General features: G+C 34.3%; 19 protein-coding genes, 1 pseudogene and 1 riboswitch. Of the genes and pseudogenes, 10 read left to right on the plus strand and 10 right to left on the minus strand.

The features are described from left to right. The first annotated feature begins 62 nt into the window (after nucleotides 1-62). The 3 genes from ACEN36_RS10585 to ACEN36_RS10595 all read left to right on the plus strand — a co-directional run bounded on the left by ACEN36_RS10585 (nucleotide 63) and on the right by ACEN36_RS10595 (nucleotide 4,463). The gene (locus ACEN36_RS10585; RefSeq protein ID WP_407095948.1) at nucleotides 63-464 is read left to right on the plus strand and encodes a (deoxy)nucleoside triphosphate pyrophosphohydrolase; all 402 of its coding nucleotides are present in this window, start codon (nucleotides 63-65) and stop codon (nucleotides 462-464) included. Next, nucleotides 461-3,334, plus strand: coding sequence for a DUF3427 domain-containing protein (locus ACEN36_RS10590; RefSeq protein ID WP_407095949.1), 2,874 nt, complete (start codon nucleotides 461-463; stop codon nucleotides 3,332-3,334). The genes ACEN36_RS10585 and ACEN36_RS10590 overlap by 4 nt, the downstream gene beginning before the upstream one ends. Before the next feature lie 244 nt (nucleotides 3,335-3,578). Then, on the plus strand, nucleotides 3,579-4,463 hold the full coding sequence (locus ACEN36_RS10595) for a DUF4238 domain-containing protein (RefSeq protein WP_407095950.1): 885 nt from the start codon (nucleotides 3,579-3,581) through the stop codon (nucleotides 4,461-4,463). Between the two features lie 329 nt (nucleotides 4,464-4,792). Here ACEN36_RS10595 and ACEN36_RS10600 read toward each other — a convergent pair whose 3' ends face one another. Then, a complete protein-coding gene (locus tag ACEN36_RS10600) occupies nucleotides 4,793-4,924 on the minus strand; it encodes a hypothetical protein (RefSeq protein ID WP_262926741.1) in 132 nt (43 codons plus the stop codon). Between the two features lie 427 nt (nucleotides 4,925-5,351). On the opposite strand from ACEN36_RS10600, the gene ACEN36_RS10605 reads away from it, so the two are divergent. Further along, a complete protein-coding gene (locus ACEN36_RS10605) occupies nucleotides 5,352-6,146 on the plus strand; it encodes a hypothetical protein (RefSeq protein WP_407095951.1) in 795 nt (264 codons plus the stop codon). 211 nt (nucleotides 6,147-6,357) lie between these two features. On the opposite strand, the gene ACEN36_RS10610 is transcribed toward ACEN36_RS10605, so the two are convergent. The 6 genes and pseudogenes from ACEN36_RS10610 to ACEN36_RS10635 form a co-directional block, all read right to left on the minus strand. After that, nucleotides 6,358-6,621, minus strand: coding sequence for a hypothetical protein (locus tag ACEN36_RS10610; RefSeq protein WP_188205278.1), 264 nt, complete (start codon nucleotides 6,619-6,621; stop codon nucleotides 6,358-6,360). An 81-nt stretch (nucleotides 6,622-6,702) separates the two neighbouring features. Then, nucleotides 6,703-8,015, minus strand: a pseudogene (locus ACEN36_RS10615) (ISL3 family transposase). Between the two features lie 200 nt (nucleotides 8,016-8,215). Beyond that, nucleotides 8,216-8,938 (minus strand): energy-coupling factor transporter transmembrane component T family protein, encoded by a 723-nt coding sequence (locus ACEN36_RS10620; RefSeq protein ID WP_407095952.1) that lies wholly within the window; start codon nucleotides 8,936-8,938, stop codon nucleotides 8,216-8,218. Next, nucleotides 8,931-10,427, minus strand: a complete 1,497-nt coding sequence (locus ACEN36_RS10625) for an ABC transporter ATP-binding protein (RefSeq protein ID WP_407095953.1) — start codon at nucleotides 10,425-10,427, stop codon at nucleotides 8,931-8,933. Before ACEN36_RS10625 ends, ACEN36_RS10620 begins: the two co-directional genes overlap by 8 nt. Then, complete coding sequence (locus tag ACEN36_RS10630; RefSeq protein ID WP_188205490.1) at nucleotides 10,411-10,998, minus strand: ECF transporter S component; 588 nt, start codon at nucleotides 10,996-10,998, stop codon at nucleotides 10,411-10,413. Before ACEN36_RS10630 ends, ACEN36_RS10625 begins: the two co-directional genes overlap by 17 nt. After that, nucleotides 10,995-11,531, minus strand: a complete 537-nt coding sequence (locus ACEN36_RS10635; RefSeq protein ID WP_407126571.1) for a YkoF family thiamine/hydroxymethylpyrimidine-binding protein — start codon at nucleotides 11,529-11,531, stop codon at nucleotides 10,995-10,997. Before ACEN36_RS10635 ends, ACEN36_RS10630 begins: the two co-directional genes overlap by 4 nt. Between ACEN36_RS10635 and ACEN36_RS10640 the strand changes: the two genes are divergently transcribed. Beyond that, nucleotides 11,509-11,703 (plus strand): hypothetical protein, encoded by a 195-nt coding sequence (locus ACEN36_RS10640; RefSeq protein WP_407126572.1) that lies wholly within the window; start codon nucleotides 11,509-11,511, stop codon nucleotides 11,701-11,703. The genes ACEN36_RS10635 and ACEN36_RS10640 overlap by 23 nt on opposite strands. After that, nucleotides 11,670-11,773, minus strand: a riboswitch (TPP riboswitch). It overlaps the preceding gene by 34 nt. A gap of 167 nt (nucleotides 11,774-11,940) precedes the next feature. Next, a complete protein-coding gene (locus ACEN36_RS10645) occupies nucleotides 11,941-12,114 on the plus strand; it encodes a hypothetical protein (RefSeq protein WP_407095955.1) in 174 nt (57 codons plus the stop codon). Between the two features lie 69 nt (nucleotides 12,115-12,183). Here ACEN36_RS10645 and ACEN36_RS10650 read toward each other — a convergent pair whose 3' ends face one another. Further along, the gene (locus ACEN36_RS10650) at nucleotides 12,184-12,963 is read right to left on the minus strand and encodes an SPFH domain-containing protein (RefSeq protein ID WP_407096087.1); all 780 of its coding nucleotides are present in this window, start codon (nucleotides 12,961-12,963) and stop codon (nucleotides 12,184-12,186) included. 586 nt (nucleotides 12,964-13,549) lie between these two features. Further along, nucleotides 13,550-14,434: a LysR substrate-binding domain-containing protein gene (locus ACEN36_RS10655; protein WP_407095956.1), complete on the minus strand. Its 885-nt coding sequence runs from the start codon at nucleotides 14,432-14,434 to the stop codon at nucleotides 13,550-13,552. Between the two features lie 111 nt (nucleotides 14,435-14,545). Between ACEN36_RS10655 and ACEN36_RS10660 the strand changes: the two genes are divergently transcribed. The 4 genes from ACEN36_RS10660 (at nucleotide 14,546) to ACEN36_RS10675 (ending at nucleotide 17,363) form a co-directional block, all read left to right on the plus strand. Next, nucleotides 14,546-15,583: a YeiH family protein gene (locus ACEN36_RS10660; protein WP_407095957.1), complete on the plus strand. Its 1,038-nt coding sequence runs from the start codon at nucleotides 14,546-14,548 to the stop codon at nucleotides 15,581-15,583. 292 nt (nucleotides 15,584-15,875) lie between these two features. Then, nucleotides 15,876-16,124, plus strand: a complete 249-nt coding sequence (locus tag ACEN36_RS10665; RefSeq protein ID WP_188205485.1) for a type II toxin-antitoxin system Phd/YefM family antitoxin — start codon at nucleotides 15,876-15,878, stop codon at nucleotides 16,122-16,124. Beyond that, a complete protein-coding gene (locus ACEN36_RS10670) occupies nucleotides 16,124-16,408 on the plus strand; it encodes a type II toxin-antitoxin system YoeB family toxin (RefSeq protein ID WP_188205484.1) in 285 nt (94 codons plus the stop codon). The genes ACEN36_RS10665 and ACEN36_RS10670 overlap by 1 nt, the downstream gene beginning before the upstream one ends. Nucleotides 16,409-16,970: 562 nt before the next feature. Next, nucleotides 16,971-17,363, plus strand: a complete 393-nt coding sequence (locus ACEN36_RS10675; protein WP_207558087.1) for a hypothetical protein — start codon at nucleotides 16,971-16,973, stop codon at nucleotides 17,361-17,363. 1,113 nt (nucleotides 17,364-18,476) lie between these two features. Here the strand turns inward: ACEN36_RS10675 and ACEN36_RS10680 are convergent. Further along, the gene (locus ACEN36_RS10680; protein ID WP_407095958.1) at nucleotides 18,477-19,082 is read right to left on the minus strand and encodes a hypothetical protein; all 606 of its coding nucleotides are present in this window, start codon (nucleotides 19,080-19,082) and stop codon (nucleotides 18,477-18,479) included. Between the last annotated feature and the right edge of the window lie 229 nt (nucleotides 19,083-19,311).

The raw sequence follows: 19,311 nt of genomic DNA on the forward strand, positions 1-19,311 counted from the left end.
TATACCTAAGCTCAAAAGTGATATGATAAAAGTATTAAACAATGTAGAAGGAAGTGAGCACATTGAAAGAAATTACTGTTGTAGGCGCTATTTTAATAGAAAACGGGAAAATCCTATGTGCACAAAGAGGCGAAAGCAAATCGCTAGCTTATTTGTGGGAATTTCCTGGTGGGAAAATAGAAGCTGGGGAATCCCCTCAAGAGGCCTTGATACGAGAACTTCAAGAAGAACTCCTTATTGAAATGGATGTACAACCTGATGTGTTTGAACAAACCAGTTACCAATATGACTTTGGTTTAGTCCACTTGACCACTTTTGTTTGCTTCTTGAAAAAAGGTACGCCACAGTTGACTGAACACATTGCTGTGAAATGGCTAGAACCTAAAGAATTAAACCAATTAGAATGGGCACCAGCAGATATACCAGCTGTTGAGAAATTAATGGAAATGGGAATAGTAGAATGACAGATATGTTAGAGCGTTCATTAAAAAAAGCCTTTATAGATCAAAAAACTGAAGGATCTTTATATGATCCTCAAATCATCCTCAATGATACGAAGAAAAAGCAATACATGCTAAATGTGGTACAAAACGAATTGGATACATGCGAAGAATTCTTTTTCTCAGTAGCTTTCTTAACTCAAAGCGGTCTTGCAGCACTAAAAACACAATTAGCGGACCTTCATCTCCGTGGAATCAAAGGGAAAATTTTGACTTCTATCTACTTAGCCTTTAATCAACCTGCTGTCTTTGAAGACTTAATGAAAATTCCTAATGTAGAAGTCCGTATTTCCAAAAAGGAAGGTTTTCACTCCAAAGGCTATTTATTTAAGCAATCGGGATATCATTCTTTCATTATCGGGAGTTCTAATTTGACCATGAGCGCTTTAAAAGTCAACTATGAGTGGAATGTGCGCTTAACTTCTTATGACCACGGTCAAATGATCCAAGAGATTCAATTACATATGGAACAAGAATGGCAAGCGGCTCTAGTATTAAATGATGATTGGCTTCGCAATTATAAACAGAGTTATCAACCAGCAACCTATTATAAAGAAGTTAACACTATTCAAGACCCGACTCTTATTGATGAGCCGAATTCTTATATCGTGCCAAATACCATGCAAAAAACAGCCCTATTGAATCTTAAAGAACTACGAGCTACAGGCGCTAAAAAAGGCTTAGTTATTTCTGCTACAGGGACTGGGAAGACATATTTGTCTGCTTTTGATGTCTTACAAGCTAAACCTAAACGGGTTTTATTTATTGTCCATAGGGAACAAATCCTAAATAAAGCTAAAAGTGATTTCCAAAAGATCCTTGGTGGTAACAATGAAGACTATGGTATTCTTTCTGGAAACAAGAAAGAAATTGAAGCTACTTATTTATTTGCTACAATCCAAACCATTTCTAAAGATCTAGTCTTGCAACAATTTGCTAAGGACCATTTTGATTACATCTTAATTGATGAAGTCCATAAAGCTGGCGCTCCTTCGTATCATCGAGTAATGAATTATTTTCAACCAGACTTCTTATTAGGCATGACAGCAACACCTGAGCGAACTGATGGATTCAATATTTTTGAATTGTTCGACTACAACATTGCTTATGAAATTCGTCTTCAAGAAGCATTGGAAGAAGATATGCTCTCTCCTTTCCACTATTTTGGAGTAACCGATTATGTAAAAGATGGAGAACTGATTTCTGAGTCGACAGATCTGAAGTATTTGATTGAGGAAGAACGTGTCACTTATTTGTTAGAAAAACTTGACTATTATGGATGTTCTGGCAATATCCCTAAAGGATTGGTTTTTTGTAGCCGCAAAGAAGAAGCAAAAACGTTGTCTGCTTTGTTCCAGCAAAAAGGACATCCTAGTTCTTATTTAACTGGAGAACACTTGTTAGAAGAACGAGAAAGACAAGTCGAACGGTTAGAAGATGGCGAGATTGAATACATTTTTACTGTAGATGTATTTAATGAGGGAATTGATATTCCGAAAATCAACCAAGTAGTCATGCTTCGGAACACTCAATCAAGTATTATCTTTGTCCAACAACTGGGACGTGGTCTAAGAAAAGACCCTTCTAAAAAATTCGTCACAGTGATTGATTTTATTGGTAACTACAAAAACAATTACATGATTCCAATGGCTTTATCTGGTGATGTGTCTAGAGATAAGAACAATTTGCGTAAAGACACCTTTGATACGAATTTTATTTCAGGCGTTTCTTCTATTAACTTTGAAAAAATCGCCAAACAACAGATCTTCTTGTCCATCAATCAAGCGTCTATGGACAGTATGAACGAGTTAAAAAAATCATTCCAACTGCTTTATAATCGCCTTGGTCGTGTACCGTACTTGAAAGATTTTGAAGAACAACATACGATTGATCCTTTGCTAGTTGCTAATAAGAAAAATAGTTATTACGATTTTCTAGTCAACATCAAACAAAACGAAGTGACTATTTCTGACGTAGAAAATCGATTCTTGATGATTGCATCAAGAGAATTATTGCCAGGAAAGAGAAGACAAGAATTGGTTTTGTTAGAACGATTGATGAGGGACCCAACACAAAGCATCTCATTAACAGGGATCAAAGAGTTGTTTACAGAGCATGGAATTCTAGCAGATGAAGAAACAGTCCATTCTGTCCTCAACACTCTAGATTTAAGCTTTTACACTGGTTCAGCGGCTGCTCTATATAAACAACAAGCTTTTATTGAGCGAGTAGAAACTGAAGTATCATTGTCGCCTTCATTTAAAGAAGCGATGGAAAACGACTATTTTACACATTTAATGACCGACATTCTTGAAACAGGATTGCTAAAGTCAAAAGAGTATTCTTCTACCGAGCCCTTAACGCGTTACCAAAAATACAAACGAAAAGATGTTTTGCGTTTGTTGAACTGGGAGAAACAAATGGTGGATCAAAACGTTGGTGGGTATACCTCAAGCAAAGATGAATTTGTTATTTTCGTCACTCTGAAAAAAGGAGAAACCTTCTCAGGTGCCCAAATGGCTTACGAAGATGAGTTGATTGATTATTCTACGATGAAGTGGTTCACGAAGTCTCCCAGAACCATGTCTTCACCTGAAGTACAAAAGTTAATGGAAGCTGAAAAATGGCACATTCGTGTATTTGCGAAAAAATCAGATAACGAAGGAACAGAATTTTATTACCTCGGAGAAGTAAAACCTGTACAAGATTCCATCATTGAATTAGAAAAACCTCTACAAAACGGCGAAAAGAAGAAAGTGGTAGAAATGTTTTTAAAGTTTTTAGAACCGATTGATGTGAATCTTTATCGGTATTTGGAGGCTGGCCAGGAGTAAGTCTAGGTTAGTGGGAAAATGTGAAACTATCTTTTATTTAAGATAATCTTTTAATGTTAATTTTTCAATTAATACTTGAATTGTAGTTATTCACTATGATTTACAATATAAAGTCTCGTATAGTTTCCCATGCAGAACAGTTCAAGAAAGTCTGAATTGACTTTATAACAAGAAGTAGTAGTTCATTTTAATGTAATATAATTATTGGTTACTTAATACAAACAGAATCAAGGAGCTAAACTATATGAACTATACGAAGAAACAACACTATATTTCAAGGTATATTCTAAAGAGGTTTCTAAATCAAAATGAAAAAATAGATGCGGTATTGCTACAATCCTCTCCAAAAAGAATACAGGCTTCAATTGACAATGTTTTTTCTGAAAAAGATTTTTATGAGACAAAAGATAAGAGTGGTAATTACATTAATCGAAATCATACTGAGAATAAATTCGCTGACATGGAATCTGAACTTGCTAAATGGGTTAATAAGTTTATTTCTATTTTAGATAGTAATGATAGAAATAAAATACTTAAAGAAGCAACTGCGTCAGGAGAATATGAAAACTTTACAGTATGGTTAATGTTACATTTGATATTAGTTTTAATTAGATTGCCTAAAATTAAGCAAATTGCTTTTAAAAGTGATATTCCTTTTGAAATGCAACAAGTGTTTTATAATGCACTTATTTGGGGTGATCACGAAGCTAAACACTTAGCTAAATCTTTTTATGAAGATAACGATCTAAACCAAATAGAAAAAATATTTGATGAGGACAATAATACTGGAGCAATAACAACTCTAATGAATTATATAATAAATAATCATTATATAGAAACATATGAGGTCCCTGAAGATAAAAAATTATATTTATCTGATAATCCAGTTATTATAAATGACATCACTAGTATCGATTACTTTTTGCCATTATCACCTCAGTATGCCATTGCTCTAAAAAAAATTCCAGGTGATAAATCTTTTAAATTCCATTATGCTCCTTTTATTATGAAAGACTCAATGGTAGACAATGTGAACAAAGTTTTTATAAAAAATGCTTCAAATTTTGTAGTTGTTCAAAATATGACCAAATATGATGAACAGTTTATTACTGATTGTATTTCAAATTAACCTGAACAGCTATGTAATACAGAGTGGAGAATATCTTGTGTAAATGATAAAATTCATCTGAAGCAGGATTTTTCTGGTATACCAATCACGACACATACCTTGCACAGCAAATTTTCTCGTTTCGTTAATTTTTTCCTTAACGATCTGATGTCAAATTCCATTTAACTTACACCTTTACATCGATTTTGTTTAACATACCATTTCAAGCGCTTCATTGATTGACATGGCAATAGATTCGATTTTTAGACACAAAAAAGAACAGCTTATATACTGACCGCAAAAATCTAGCATTTTGGGGTCAGTATACAGCTATTCTTTTTTTGACTAAATTATTTGTTAAAAATCTTCGGACCTTTGCGCATGTTTTTCATATCATTCTTTGGATCGGTCGTTTGCTTAGACTTCCCGCCGCCTGCTTGTTTCTTTTTGATCAACTCTAACATTTTTTCTTTTGAATTCATTTTCCCACCACCTCATTGGTGTAACACTAAATACTCTCAGTGAGATAAGAGGAGCGGCAACTACATGAATGGAGATTTTTGAAAATGACTAACTCATTCTAAAAATTGTACTATTCTACATTCAACATGATTTCCCATATCCTTTGCCCAACTTCACAATATCCGGTTTACATTCTTCCCTAAATCATACAGGATAAACCGCGATGTGACAACATATTTTCATTTACAGAACAGATAAATTGTCTAAGAAATGTCAGTAATGTCGCTCAAAAACAGCATACACTTTTTATATTTCAAATGTAATCCCTGTAACTGCCATTAAGGATATTGGGAGTACATTCTGTTATAGTAAGGAAAAGAGCCACTAGTTTTTTATTGTTTACTAACTGTTGGTTTGGTACATTTTCTCACTATACGGAGTGTTGTTATGTTTACATTAGGCAGAAAAATCGATTTGCGTTATAAACCTAATCTCATAATCGTACTCGCTGCATTGGTAGTAGTTGCGGCAGGGTGGCTAATGTTTGGGGAGTTCTCCTTAGGAATCTCACTAGGCGGAGGATTCTTTTTGACCTGGGTATTCTCTAGAGAATTGGATCCGGCACATGACTATTCCGCCTACTTAGCGGCTGTTTTGTCTCTTTCGATGCTAGTTGATTTTGAAAGCATCGGCTTCCTTAATGCCTTGTGGCTGGTGCTTCACATGAGAGCAGTAAATGGCATCACAGGCAAAAGTCTGACACTTTTTGATGTTCTCGCCTTATTGGGTCTCACTGTTTTTCTCTCTTTAAATGATGAGAACAGTATCTATTTACTTCTCTTTGTTTTAGCTATGATTTTTATCCGACAAACGAGAGCAAAAACGAAAATGCCAGCGATAGCTGGTTTCCTTGCTCTCATATTGTTTACCATCCAAAGTACTTTGATGGACGCTTTATCTCTAAATCAAATAGACTACTCTAACCTTTTTAACTTGCTCATGATAGTAGTGCCTTGTTTGTCTTTGATTCCATTTTGGTTTTTATCCCGCATCAAAAGTGAAGATGATAAAGGGAATCGTGTCGCTCGATCTAAAGTGTTTGCCAGCCAACTGTTGTACATTGTAGCGGTGCTGCTTTTCTTTTTCTTCAGCGACATCTCTTTTAGCGATCAGATGATTTATTTGTCTGCTAATATCGGAGTCGTCCTTCATTTTCTTATCCTTAAGTCTAAAATTAAATAACGTTAAACCAGCGCCCATGCGATTAATCAGACGCATGGGTGCTGGTTTCTTAAGTTAATGAAATTATTTGATAACCAGTCCCGTTAGAAATCTAAATCATCATCTTCCTGTTTAGGTTCTTTTTTAAACAGCAACGATACTAAACTGCCTATCAAAAGGACCACTATCGCTGCAAAAATAAACTTCGCTAAGAAGAAAACCATGTTATCACCTACTCGTTAGTATCTACAATGGCTTGACCAGTTTGTACTTCAACCCAGCCATGTTCCAAGCGAGCTTCTACTTCTTTTAATTTGATCAATTCTTCAGAAATGGATTCTGATAATTTTTTATTGGCTTCCGCCTCGGCTTCTGCAGCTTTTGTTTTGGCTGTATCAGCTTCTAAGAGAGCTTTTTCTTTTTCTTGACCCGCTTTGATGATCTCATCAATTGATTTTTGTATTTCCGCATCAACATCCGAAACTCCAAAAACCACGTCTTCTACTAAGAATCCTTTAGGCTCAACTGCTTTAGTGGTTCTTCGTCAAATAGGGTTGATGAGAAAATTTTACACAGACTAGGCAACTTGCTTAGTCTGTTTTTCTTTCTCCGGTAAATATAAGCGCGTCATTAATAAAATCCGATTACGGAAGTTGTGTAATTTCGGTAACCGAACGCCGTTCGTTTTAGGTCTTTAATTTTATTATTGATTCCTTCAATAGGACCATTTGTTAAATGGGGGTATTGAAACGTATTCTGGACAAGTCTGAGGTATTTTCTCAACGTTCTGAGTACCCGTTGCAATCCTCTTGAAATGGGTTTGATTTTTGCTTGGTTGAGAACATATGTAAAGAGTTCCCTCTGATTATTTGTTAAAGCGTAACGCAAATTTTGAACGACAGTATATGTTTCTTTTAAAGTTTCATTTAACGACATTAAGTAATCCACAATAGATTGCGTATTGGTTAAGTAATCGAAAAGTTTAAACTTAGCATACTTGGAAGAAGTTAACAGGGTTTCAGATTTTAAAGGCAGTTTCCAGTATCTTTTATATTTATTATAAAGACGGCCGTCTTTATAGCGGTATTCATTCATGGGGGTTACTCTGCATTTATTTAGCTTTCTGTTTAAAGCCTGAACGATAAGAAAGCGATCAAAAATAGTCGCTGCATTGGGAAAGAGAGCAGGAATTAATTGGATGTAAGGTTCGTACATATCAATTGTTACCGTCTTTACCTTTTTTCGGACAGGTAATGAGAACCGTTGGAAATAACGCAATAACTCACCTTTTTGTCTATTCGCTACAACATCTACAACCCTATGGGTCAGCGCATCACAATAAATAAAACTCATCGAAAATTTAACCGAGTTGACACTTTTAAATTCATCAAAATTGAGGTGATCCGGCAAAGAAGAAACCGGTCGAATTTTTAGTTTTTCAGCCGTTTGAGTGATGACGCGATGCACCGTATTCCAAGATACCGAATGTTCTTCAGCAATCATTTTCACAGATTTTATTTTCGTTGCTTGATCGGCGATGTGTTGCTTGACACGAGTAGAGACAAAGCAGTCTTGATCGACAATAGCTGTTTGAGCAGTATAAGCAGAGAGGCATTTTTTACAGAAGAAACGTTGTTTCTTTAACATTAAGTAGGCCGGTAGGCCAGACACATGCATTAACGTTAGACGCGATGTTCTAGTGCCATTTTTTACAATAGAATAGTGCTCGTTTTTAGTCCCACATCCAGGATATCTTTCTGGGATATAGGATAACTGAGCATGATAAAACAACGAGCGTCGATCTTTATACATCTTTTCTTCAACGGTTTCTCCATCAAAATAAATATTTTTGTCTTTTAATTGCAGTGTATTTGCGATAAACTGTTGCATATGGACGTATCTCCTTTAATTTGGTTTGGCGATTAAATTATATCGGAGATACGTTCTTTTTTCATTACATACGAAAAAATACGGTTGGTGGAAAAATTATCCATCAACCGTATTTATTATAGAACCAAAAAAAATAAACTGTTATAACAAGGTTTTTGACTCATTTTTGAGAAACTATGAATTATTCAGGTTTAATTAAATTATAGGAGTCTGAGGTATACCAACCCGATTAACGTCATGAGTGGAAGCGTAATGAGAAAAACAACATCATACCACTTCACTTTAGTTTGAATGTAATGGGTCCGTTCTTCAGAAAAACCTTTTGCATGCATTGCCATTGCTAATGCATCAGACCAACGTATAGACCGAATGAGGAGTCCAATCATGGGTCTATAATCAAATTTCCTCAATTTAATTTGTCTAACTTGATAAGCTAGTTTTGCTTGTGAATAATTTTCCCTCATTGAAGGGATTAGATAAACAGATGCCAAAACACCATAAGATAGACTGTTCGATAACTTTCCTTGCTGAACCATACTAGCAATTAACTCATTTGGATAGATAGTCAATGCTGTTAATAAACCAAGTACTGCGAAAGAAAAGATACGTGTCCCTAATCGTAGCCCATTTAAAAATGTAGCATCTTCCACAACAAAACGTGTTGACTGCGCGGATAGACTAATGTCAGTACCGCCAGTATGACTAAACTGCCATCCTGTAATGAAGAAAGCAAATGATAAGAAAAGAGCTGGAAGAATGATTTTTAATGCTTGCCTTAATTGAACTCTTTTACTAGTAAATAGAAGTAAGAGAACAATCACAATTATAAAAGTATTGAGGCGCCAGTCTGGTGAGAACATTAAGAGTAAACTGGTGACTAAAACAGTGATTAGTTTTATAAATGGGTTAATGCAATCAATCATAGGACACCTCAATTAACTCTTGGTTTTCTAGTAAATAACCACGGTCAGCATAGTGCTTTACTAAGTCATGATCGTGACTGGTGAAGATGATGGACGTTCCATTTTGCCTGAGTTCATTTAAATTATTCATAATTTCGAGTGCATTTTGTTTATCTTGACCGTAGGTTGGTTCATCAACTAGTAGCAGTCTCTGTCCTTTAATTAACATACAAAGTACTGCTAATCGGCGTTGTTGACCCTGACTTAAAAGCCATGGTGAAGTAGAAGCTTGATCTTCTAAGTTATGTCGCTTCAAGAGATTAGTGATTAATTTTGTAGTTTCTTCTTCAGTCTTTTCAGGATAAACAGCTTGCACTCCAATATTCAATTCGTCAAAACATGAAGTTGTTAAAAATTGAAGAGAAGGATCTTGAAAAACAACTCCAATTTGAGAAAGCCAATCTTTCCTATTCTTAGAATCAAACTTTAAATCTTTCATATGCATAGTCCCGTCAAAAGGATATTCCCCCAGAATCGTCTGAAAAATAGTTGATTTACCGGATCCACTTTTTCCTTGTAATGCAATTAATTCTCCTGGATAAATCTTCATGTTGCAGTTTTTTACTAAAATGCGGTAAGGATGCCACATTTTTTTCAGCCACTTTGTTTTATATTCTCCTAGTTTAATCGTTATATTTTCGATTTGAAAAATAGGCTCCAAGTTATTTGATACTTCTGCTCGTTGCAGAGGTTTTTCTAGTTCTGATAATAACCCTTCTTGTTCAAGTAGGAGTTGATCGTTAGTAGAAAGTGGATTAAGTGAGATATTTGTCTCTAGAAGTTGCCCCACTCGACTTAATACCATCATTCGGTCAACGAATTGCCACCTATCAAGACGGTGATCGATGACTAGAATGATTTTATTTTGTTTTTTTAGTTCTAAAATTGTTTCTTGAAGTTCGTTTGCTTTTTGATCATCCAAGTTAGAAAATGGTTCATCTAATATATAGACGAGTGGATCAATGATTTCCAAACATGAAAAGTTTGATCGCTGTAATTCTCCACCAGACATGGCATCAAAAGAACGTTCAAGCAATTCGGTAACACCTGTTTTCTTTGCGTGTTCTTTAACCATTTCATCCATTAATGAAGGATCAAAACCTTTGTTCTCTAAGCAAAAAATTAATTCTTGATAGAGATTTTCCATAGCAAATGCTAGTCGGGCATTCTGAAATGATGCAGATATATACCTCATAGATTCCTGATTGTCCATAGATAATAGGTCTTGTCCAGAAACAGAAATTGTGCCGGATTTTAATGTGCCGCCACTTTCAGGATAATATCCTGTTAGAACACCTGCTAGTGTACTTTTTCCTGATCCGCTTGCACCCGCTAGAAGCACAATTTCTCCAGGATTGATTGAAAAACTTATATCCAAAAAGTGTACGCTATCTTCTAGATTGAATTCTAATTGCTCAACAACAAGTCCATGATTATTTCCCTTTTTCATGACTGACACCATAAGATTTCAATAGCCCCGTATTGTCCAAAGCAATACAAATTTTATGCGCAATAAACCCAGTAAAAATAAGTGAACTTACTAAACGAATAACAAAGATAGCGATAACGATAGAAATTTCAAGTGAAGCATAATCGTTTCTGAATGCAGTCCAGATAAAACTGAAAATGGTAGCCAAAACGGCACCTACCATTGAATTTCTCATATTATAGCGACGGTATTTCGTAAACATATAAGGCAATTCAACACCTAAACCTTGAATAAAGGCACTGACTATAACAATGGGACCAAAAACATTTCCCAAAACAACTTCTATAACAGCAGCAAATATTTCAGTAATAATACCCACGCTTGGCCGTCTAAGAACGTAAAGAGCAACAACAGGTGCCATAAACCATATCCCGTAAAAAGGTTCATATCCTAAAATACCAATACCTGCTGGAGTGAGAGCAGTTGTTAGAGCAGCTCCTAAATACAATGCAATTAAATAAACAATTCCAAATGCGACAGAGATTAATCCCATAAAAATAAAGTCTCTTAATTTCAATGGCTCTTTATTCATAATGATTCCCCCTCAGGTAAGTTACAGAGTAAAGAGGCTTCTATAATATAATGGCTAACATCTTTGCCTGTTCTTTCTGCGACATATTCTAAATAATCAAAGACATCATGTACTTCACCTTTTAAGTAAGTCGTGTAATGGCCACTTCCAGCATAAACACCTCGGTCAATCCCATTGTTAACCACTTCTTCAATAAGTGACATATAGTTATCAGTGCCCATTGGATACAGCGAAAATTTACCAACAACTGGGAAGGATCTTTTGCGGCTGTTGCGGTCATTGATACGTCTATCATCATAATCAAGTGTGTAGTCTGCATCGTGATCTCCCGGGCAACCTTTCGAGATAGTCATATGAAGACTCATATGTACATCATCATGATATGCTTGAGAAAATACCGCTCGAACGCCGTCAAATACAGCCGATTCTCTACCACGGTAAACCGTTGAAGTGGGATCAGTTTCACTCCACACCATAGAAGTGTCTACATTTTCAAGTGAAGAGAGGATAATGTCGACAAAGTTATCAGACATCGGGGCTAAGTTGAATCTAATTCCCGCAATTCCTTCTTTTGAACCAGGAACACCTACTGCGCAACTGCCGTATGAGACATATTCTTTTTTTGACAAAATAAAAACTCCTTTTCCAGTTAATAATCCAGAAAAAGAGTATAGTAAAAATTATAATCTTCCTACGCAACAATAAAGTTGATCAGGTTCACGAATCTGCTTCTAGCACTCTCAGCCTCCTTTAAAAGGCTCTCCGGATTAAATAACTATTTAATTTTGTTAATTCAGTATACTTGAAAAGAAAATCGATGGCAAGCTAAACATTTTTATTATTTTAGAATTTATCGTTCGAACGTGATAATGTCCTAAGTAGGTCGAAGCATAAAATGTCCCAAAATGATAAAATAAAATCATGAAAAGGATAATACTAACGATGAATGAAGATAAGAAATATAAAGTAATAAAAGCTGTGGCAGAAAAAAGAAAGGAAAAAAAGAGAGCTTGTGTTGTGAAACAAGAATCCCTTTTCCCTTTTTGCAACAAGTCCTTAAAAATTCAAATCATCATCTTCCTGTTTAGGATCTTTTTTAAACAGCAAAGACAATAAGTTTCCTATTAAAATGACCACTATCGCTGCAAAAATAAGTTTACCTAAGAAGAAAATCATTTTTATCACCTACTCGTTAGTATCAACAATTGCCTGACCCGTTTGTACTTCAACCCAACCATGTTCTAAACGTGCTTCTACTTCTTTTAACTTGATCAATTCTTCAGAAATGGATTCAGATAATTTTTTATTGGCTTCCGCCTCTGCTTCTGCTGCTTTTACTTTTTGGTAAGCTAAACTGTCTGCTTTTGTTTTGGCTGTATCGGCTTCCAAGAGAGCTTTTTCTTTTTCTTGACCCGCTTTGATGATCTCATCAATGGATTTTTGCGTTTCCGCATCAACATCTGGAACTCCAAAAGCAACGTCTTCTACCAAGAATCCTTTAGGTTCAACTGCTTTAGTGAAATCTTCTAAAATCGATTGCTGAACTTCTGTTGATTTTGATCCCGTTACATCCAACAAGCTATATCTAGCAACGACACTACGCGATGATTTCAGCAATTGTGCCTTCAACCAGTTAGCTTCAATATCTTCTACGCTGATGCTCCCAAATTCTTTAAACACATCGGAAACTTTTTTCGAATCGACTTTGTAAGCATATGTAATCGATACATGGGTAGCTTTTCCATCTTCCGTAGCCAAATTCAACTTCTCTGCTTTAACCGTCTGTAAGCGAATAGGATACTGAGTTACTTTATCCAATCCGACAAATTTAACCCCTTGGCTTAGCGTTTGATCTCTCACTCCGCCGTTCATTGAATAACGAACCCCTACATAACCATTTTCGATTTTTTCAAAAAACACTAAAAATCCACCTACCAATAAGATAATGACTAAAAGACCAATCATTAACCCTTTGATTTTTTTGATGCTGTTCTTATCGTATATTTTTTCGTTCAATTCTATGTCCTCTTTTCTTTTTTTAACTAAATAATTTTCTTAATAACAAATACTTTTCCTTACTCTCTTACAACAAACCACCCCGTGTAACTATTTACTGCAATACACAAAAAGAAATACACAGGCTTTTCTGCTGTAAGCCTATGTATTCTTTTCGGCATACTTTTTCTTTTACGAGTTGACTCTATTTACCTTACTCTTCTCATAAAAAATCATCTTAATCATTATACCAAAGAAATGAAGAAAAACGGTGGATTCTTTAGATATCTAAGCTTAATTATAGCAATTAATTTAATTACCGCGATTCTGGAAAGCCATTTTTATACAAATCTAGTTCTTTCACAAGTGTTTGCTTCCTAAATCAGAATTAAAGGAATAATGTATATAGCCTTTGACATCTACATCACTCCCAATTCCTATTGGATTAATTTCATGCTCTTTGATCATAGAGTTGTTGAGACCTGAATTTTTTCAACTCTGCTGCTTAGAATCAAAAAAGCGGTTAAACTTAACATGCCTTGTACATTAGGCCTGTCTAGTTTGATTCCGCGACTTTTAAAAAGTTCTTCATCGTCTCCATCCCTCTCACTTGAATTCTTTTTAGATAAATGAAATGAAATGAATGAATTACATTAAAATCGCTTAAAGGTATCTTTTTCAATATTCCTTTATTGAGTTCCTCTTCAACAGCCATCTGATAAATAAAACTGATCCCTAAATTTTTTTCGACTAATTTTTTAGTTGCACCAATGCTCCCAATCATCATAACTTTCGAAAAGCTGTCTAAGTGGATCCCTTTGCTTTTTATAGCTGTTTCGAAAATCAGGCGTGATCCCGATCCTTCTTCACGGACTAGAAGAGGTGTAGTAAATAAGTCGTTAATGCTCTGTTCTTGTTTCCATAAAGAACTTTTTTCTGAACAGACAGCGATAAACGGTTCTTCAGCGATTTTCTGGAATTCAAATACAGACTGATTGAATTCTCCTTCTACGACCGCAAAATCAATTTTCCCATGTTCCATCAATTCGATCAAATGTTGGGTATTGTCCGTTACCATCGAGATATCGTGCGCTGGATATTGGTTCAAATACGACTCAATTAGTCCAGGCATCATGTATTCCCCAATCGTCAAGGAAGCCCCAAATGAAAGGGTAGTGTGCTCTACAGTAGAAGTTAGTTGCTCTTGCACCTTAACGATCTCTCTTTGGAGCAAATAAAGATCCTTTTGCAGCTGTTTTCCTTTAGCGGTTAATGATAATTGTCTCTTTTCATAATGAATCAGTTCAACCCCTAACTCCTGTTGCAAAGACTGAATATGCTGGGTGACAGCCGGCTGGGTAATGTGCAATCTTTTAGCTGTGGTCGTGTAATTCATTTCTTCTGTCAAAGTAAGGAATGTTTGGTACCGGTAATCTAACATCTAATGCCACTCCTCAATAACAATTTCTTATAATTATATAATAAATGATTATTTTATTTTATACAATCTTCGGTATATCATAATACCATAAATATTTGGAGGAGGTTTAACATGCTCGCAAAATTCAAAAAAAGCTATCCTATCTTGCCCGGGCTACTAATCAGTGTTTTGATATCATTAATCAGCCAGTATTTATCTGCCCTTCTGCCAAATCTAGGAGCAGCACTGATCGCAATTTTTTTAGGAATTTTGTTAGGAAATACTTTTTTAAACAAGCCTTATTTTAAAAGAGGAACTAAGTTTTCTGAAAAATCTCTCTTAGAATGGTCGATCGTGTTAAATGGAATGATTTTAGATTTTCAAATCATCAAGCAAGTTGGTTTTACTGGATTTATTTACGTTATTTTTCAAATGGTTTTGACGATTTTATTCGCTTATTGGGTCGGTCGAACTATGAAGTTCAATAAAAAAATGTCTTTACTGATGGGTGCCGGTAATGCAGTCTGCGGTTCTTCTGCTATTGGAACTGTCTCTCCGGTGATTGATGCCGACAAGAAAGATAAAGCCATGTCCATCACTATAGTTAATGTAACAGGAACCATATTGATGGTCTTACTGCCTATTCTCGCTTCTGTTCTGTACCACAACGAAGTCGTTCAAACATCAGCCTTGATTGGAGGAACGGTCCAATCCATAGGGCAAGTCGTTGCTTCAGCTAAATTGGTAAGTATGGACGTTACTAATCTGTCTATAGTATTCAAACTTATGAGAGTCCTCCTTATCATCGGAGTAGCCTTATCTTTCAGTAAATTAAACACTAAAGAGGAAGAACCGCTATTTTCTAAATCAGCAGTTGATCCAATATCTGCTGATTTGGAAAAAAATGCAAGCCTAATGACTATTCCCTGGTTTATTGCAGGATTTTTCATTTTGTTCTTGCTTAGAAGTTTTCTACCCTTACCTTCCTTTATGATCCATAGTTCCGAAGTCATCAGTAATCAATTTGAGATTACCGCTTTAGCTGCAATTGGTCTTCAGGTCAAGTTCTCTGATATCTTGAAAGAAGGGCCTCGTACCATGTTATATGGCTTACTGATTGGCTGCTTCCAAGTTATTCTAGCAATTAGTTTGATTTTTTGGCTGTTCTAGTTTAGAATACAATATTTCAAAAAAAGCAGCGGCTGATTGATGATACTCTCTAGAAAGCATACAGTGCACCGAGTCTTACCCCAAGTATCTAACAAGAGTAATAATAAGTATTCATTTCTCACTCTATAAAGTAGCTGCAACCATTGGGAGAGTAAGTATTAGAACACTATTTGATACCTATTAACCGACTATACTAATAGTATCAAAGTCGATACTTATTTAAGAGTATTAGTTGATTTTTCTCTATATGTACACTATAATGTACATATAGAGAAAAAGGAGTTGAGAAAAGATGGATATAATCACACCAACAAACTTCAGAAAAGACATGTTCAACACTTTAAACAAGATATCAACTGAAAACGCAACTTTAGAAATCACTTTAAATGCGAAGAATGGTTCAAATGATGGTGTAGTCTTACTCTCTAAAAGAGAATATGATAAAATGCAAGAAGAATTGTACTTGGAAAGAACTGGCACATTGAGTTATGTGTTAGATGCAATGGAAAATTCAACTGAAGACGACTTCGAGGAAATTTAATGACAGATTGGAAAATAAGACAATATAAAGAAGTCAAAAAGAAGCACATTCCATTATTAGAAAAAGCTGGTCTAAAAGGTGACTATGATGAAATAGTTGAAATACTAAGAAAGAATCCTTTTGAGCAGGTCAGGAGAAATGAAGTTCTTCAGCCAAAACACAAGAAAATCCATTCAATGAGAATCAATGGACAGCATAGAGTTGTGTTTACAATTGATAAGAAGGAAAAGACTGTGACAATATGGACAGCATGGTCTCACTATGAGAAGAACATACCTATCTGATACTGGTGTATGTTCTTCTCATTATTACTTATTTGGAATCCTATCATATGAGTAGGGTAATGTACGAGAGTATTCCTGATTCTATTAGGGTTTCCCCTTTTGAAACAAAAAAAGAACCTTAAACTAATAAAATTCTCAATACATGATTTTATATAAAATAGTGTGTTGAAAGTTATAAATAGCTTTTTTCTTAACCTATAACATATTTTTATCGTTTAAGTAGCTAATTACACCACTTTACAACTTTTTAAGTAATGGAGGACATAAAAATACAAACAACCCTGACTTTTTTGTATGATTGATTTGACAAAAAAACCAACAAAAAAGGGAGTTGTTTGTTATGAACCCATTATACCAAAAGGGATTCACAATCCATAGCTTAAGGAACTATTTTTCTACAACTTCGTCCTTCCGCTCGAAGATAGGATAAATTCATTCCCACTTTTAGCTGCTTTTAACCGGTGGGTTAGACAGAAACCTAGTGACTAATTTTTTTGTAAAGTGGTGTTCTCTTTACTAAGAAGGATCTTTTTATGGGGAAGAATTTACTCAGAATATTGAATTGGAAGAAGTTGTACAAAATACCGAAGAATTATCAATCGATAATCATATTACTCCTTTTATGAATAGTAACTGGGAATACTTAAAAACCTTTAAAACAAGTACTTACGTCAAAGGATTATCTATTGGTGCAATCGCATTAGCAATTTCGCGCGTCATTGACTATATTCCTAACGTATATGCTAAGATATCAGCTTATTTAATCGATGTTGCAGCATTAGCTTATTCTATGACCCTTACATATGTTTATAATTCTGAAGAGGTGTATAGAATTTTTGACTACTCTACTCCTGTTCCAACTATAAAGGGTGAAAGAGTCATTATAAAACAATTTTCAAATAGCAGCAGAACAAAACTTTTAGGTCAAAAAACAGTTTATTATAGTCCTAATTAATGATAAATATTTGTTCTAATTAAAAAAATATAGTTCAGAGATACAATATAGATTATAAAACTTTGATATGTGTGGGATAAACTGATGAATAATAAAAAATACTTAAAGACTTCCTGGGAAGAGAGCTTACTGAAATTTATTATTTTAGTCTCAATATTTTTCAGCAGTCATGCCTTTTCAACTGATAACAATTTTGTGAAAATTATCATTGGTATTGTGATATATACGATTTGTTGGCTTCTTATATATTCAATAAAGAAAAAATGCTTTAATGATTAGCAAACAAAAAATTTCTCTAGTCTAAAAAAAGAATCAGCTCTCAGTATTAATACTGAGAGTTGATTCTTTCATTTTCAATCATTACAGTTATATTTTGTTTTAAAAAAAGCAGTTGCTAATTTATCACCCATGCCGGGCGCACTAAAAAAAGACACTCTCCAAAAATTGGAAAGCGCCTTGAAATGTTGATATATAAAGATATATTAACATTTTGAGCAACGCTCTTTCCATTCGCCTTATACTACATCCGTACATCACTGCGTTCTTACGGCTGCAGCAAATTGAGACCGCCAATTTTCACGCACAAAAAAAAGAGAACTGCATATAAGCAATTCTCTTTTGATAATACAAATTGTGATCTTAACGTTTTGAGAATTGAGAAGCTTTACGAGCTTTCTTAAGACCTGGTTTTTGGTCTTCTGAGTTGTATAGGATTGTATGTACTTGTAAAAAGCATATATCAATGCTTTTTATCAAATACGAATTGGATGAAGCGGTACATGATTGGATTCTTTCAGTCACGAGTTCAGTCACAATATAACCAAACGCTTCTTACTTTTATTTGTGACTGAATAATACAAAATAAATACTTTAAGGAATTTTGACCACGCTGAGAAAAACATTTATATTATTAGCAGAACATCTTCATTAAGATAAATGAAGATGTTCTGCTATTTTTATTGGCCTGCAATTATGACCATCTTGAGTTATATAGGTTTATAAACTCCGATAAATATTTTTATCAACTATAATTTAAAATTAAAGAAATAATTTCGACCATGTTTTATAATTTAAGGTTTATTACTGACCTCACTTAATGAAACTAAAGTAATTTCAATAATTTTCTCGTGGATATTTTCCTTTAATTTCTTCCTCAATTATATTTATATCATACTTCTTCTTAATTAATATCTCACATTCATTTTTGATTTTTTCATTATACTTTATGGAAATATAAGTTAAATACAAAGATTCAGCTATTGTAAATTCTCTTCTCATAAATATTTTTAATAATTGATTATTCTTTTCATAATAAAGGTCATATATTGGGTCAACCAAAAATCGTCTGACAACTTCAAAAGGTACTTTGTTTGCTAATGCGTTAAGAGTTATATCGTATAATTCATCATTTATTGGAAAAGTAGCATGATAAAACATAAACCAATTCCTCTCTGTATAAGACATTCCATTCATATAAGCTTGTCTATAGTATAAGATTCTTTCATCTCTAATATCTGATTCAATATAAAAGAGTATATCACTACACGACCAGTCGTCTATTATATCTTTAGCGACAACAGAAATTATTTTAGGTGGCACATTTAAAGTATAATCAAAAATCACTTCATAATCTTCAATACTTTTATTTTTTAATTTTATGGCAGAAAAAATCTCTAAATGCTTCTTTCTTTTTTGTCTTTCAAATATATTTTCCGTCAATTATATTACCTCCAAATATCGTCTATCTCGTAGCAACATCTGCCTCAATTTCAACAAGAGTCCCAACCGATAAAATATACTACTTTTTAATAAATTATACAAACTAAACGTATAAAAATCGACAATAGTCAATATATCATGCATAAATATAAATAAATAAAAAAACACTTATAAATCACCAAATTAATGAGAAATATAAGTGTTTTTTGTACATAAACATCTTATTTTA

The sequence above is a fragment of the Desemzia sp. FAM 23989 genome (assembly GCF_045528345.1).
Lineage (GTDB): Bacteria > Bacillota > Bacilli > Lactobacillales > Carnobacteriaceae > Desemzia.

Bases quoted from the DNA above. Each gene is read 5' to 3' on its own strand.
- ACEN36_RS10590 (WP_407095949.1), top strand. From the start codon at position 461: ATGACAGATATGTTAGAGCGTTCATTAAAAAAAGCCTTTATAGATCAA.
- ACEN36_RS10595 (WP_407095950.1), top strand. From the start codon at position 3,579: ATGAACTATACGAAGAAACAACACTATATTTCAAGGTATATTCTAAAG.
- ACEN36_RS10600 (WP_262926741.1), bottom strand. From the start codon at position 4,924: ATGAATTCAAAAGAAAAAATGTTAGAGTTGATCAAAAAGAAACAAGCA.
- ACEN36_RS10605 (WP_407095951.1), top strand. From the start codon at position 5,352: ATGTTTACATTAGGCAGAAAAATCGATTTGCGTTATAAACCTAATCTC.
- ACEN36_RS10620 (WP_407095952.1), bottom strand. From the start codon at position 8,938: ATGATTGATTGCATTAACCCATTTATAAAACTAATCACTGTTTTAGTC.
- ACEN36_RS10625 (WP_407095953.1), bottom strand. From the start codon at position 10,427: ATGAAAAAGGGAAATAATCATGGACTTGTTGTTGAGCAATTAGAATTC.
- ACEN36_RS10630 (WP_188205490.1), bottom strand. From the start codon at position 10,998: ATGAATAAAGAGCCATTGAAATTAAGAGACTTTATTTTTATGGGATTA.
- ACEN36_RS10640 (WP_407126572.1), top strand. From the start codon at position 11,509: ATGTCGACAAAGTTATCAGACATCGGGGCTAAGTTGAATCTAATTCCC.
- ACEN36_RS10635 (WP_407126571.1), bottom strand. From the start codon at position 11,531: ATGTCTGATAACTTTGTCGACATTATCCTCTCTTCACTTGAAAATGTA.
- ACEN36_RS10645 (WP_407095955.1), top strand. From the start codon at position 11,941: ATGAATGAAGATAAGAAATATAAAGTAATAAAAGCTGTGGCAGAAAAA.
- ACEN36_RS10650 (WP_407096087.1), bottom strand. From the start codon at position 12,963: ATGATTGGTCTTTTAGTCATTATCTTATTGGTAGGTGGATTTTTAGTG.
- ACEN36_RS10655 (WP_407095956.1), bottom strand. From the start codon at position 14,434: ATGTTAGATTACCGGTACCAAACATTCCTTACTTTGACAGAAGAAATG.
- ACEN36_RS10660 (WP_407095957.1), top strand. From the start codon at position 14,546: ATGCTCGCAAAATTCAAAAAAAGCTATCCTATCTTGCCCGGGCTACTA.
- ACEN36_RS10665 (WP_188205485.1), top strand. From the start codon at position 15,876: ATGGATATAATCACACCAACAAACTTCAGAAAAGACATGTTCAACACT.
- ACEN36_RS10670 (WP_188205484.1), top strand. From the start codon at position 16,124: ATGACAGATTGGAAAATAAGACAATATAAAGAAGTCAAAAAGAAGCAC.